The following is a 1,001-nucleotide window of genomic DNA, read 5'->3' as shown; positions in this document are numbered from 1 at the left end:
CGGTTGTCGGTGTTGTCCTTGCCGTTGTCGTAGTCATGGAAAGCCAGCAGGTATTCGATCTGCGCCTGCTGGGTGAACTTATGGCTGCCCTCGAAGCTGGCGTAGACCGTGGTCAGGTCGTCGGTTTTGTTATAGACGCTGTTATCCGAGTTGTCGGAGTAGCGCAGGATCACCTTGTTCACCCCGCTGTCGTTGGTGTGGCTCAGCACCAGGCCGCCCTGCCAGGCTTCGAGGCGCGCGTCGCTGTCCACCGCCTTCGAGTCAAAGCCGTAGTTGGCGTACACCTCGACGTCGATCGGCCCGGCCTTGATGTTGTGGGTTTTGGTGGTCAGCGCGTAGTGGCCGTTGTCGCCGGTGTCGGAGCTGCCGGTACAGGTGATACGCGACGGGTTGGTCTCGTCTGCCATCACTTCCGGACTACAGGATTTCACCTGCGACACCGTCGCCACGTCAAACTGCACGCCGCCGATATCAAAGTTCTTCACCCCGGCGCCCTGGCCGTCGTGGTTCATCCAGAAGTAGTCGTTGATCCCCTGTTGCGGACGCTGGTGGAAGTCGCGGCCGGCCCAGATATAGGCGTTGGGGTTGGATTCCAGCACGTTGGTGACGCCGACGTAGGCCTTCTTCAGGTTAACTTCGTCGCTCCAGTGGTCGAACATCACGTTGAGATCCCAGATAGCCCCCTGCGCGCTTTTGAAGGCCTTGCTGATCTGGAATTCGCCGCCGTTGCTTTCGTTGCCGAGACGGCCTATCGCCGAGGCGCCGTTATAGGAGCCGTCGACGCCGACATATTTCTGGTCGCCGGTCTGGAAGTGGGCGCCATAGCGGGCATAGCCGCTGAACTTGAGGCCGAACGGAATGGCCATATCCGGCGAGGCGGCGGTGGTCTGCGGGTTGGTGATCACGTCGACCTTTTTGTTGGCCGCGGCGTCGATTTTCGCCTGGCGGTCGGCCAGCGCTTTATCAACGGCTTTGGCGACGATGGCGTCGATCTGTTCCTG

General features: G+C 60.6%; 1 protein-coding gene. It reads right to left on the bottom strand.

What is annotated here, in order from left to right:
* The coding region (locus HMPREF3142_RS22410; RefSeq protein WP_070612637.1) for a carbohydrate porin at positions 1-1,001 on the bottom strand (1,001 nt) is incomplete at both ends.

Source organism: Klebsiella sp. HMSC16C06, assembly GCF_001808325.1.
In the GTDB taxonomy this organism is placed as follows: Bacteria; Pseudomonadota; Gammaproteobacteria; order Enterobacterales; family Enterobacteriaceae; genus Klebsiella; species Klebsiella variicola.
This window is presented reverse-complemented; position numbering and strand designations above follow the sequence as displayed.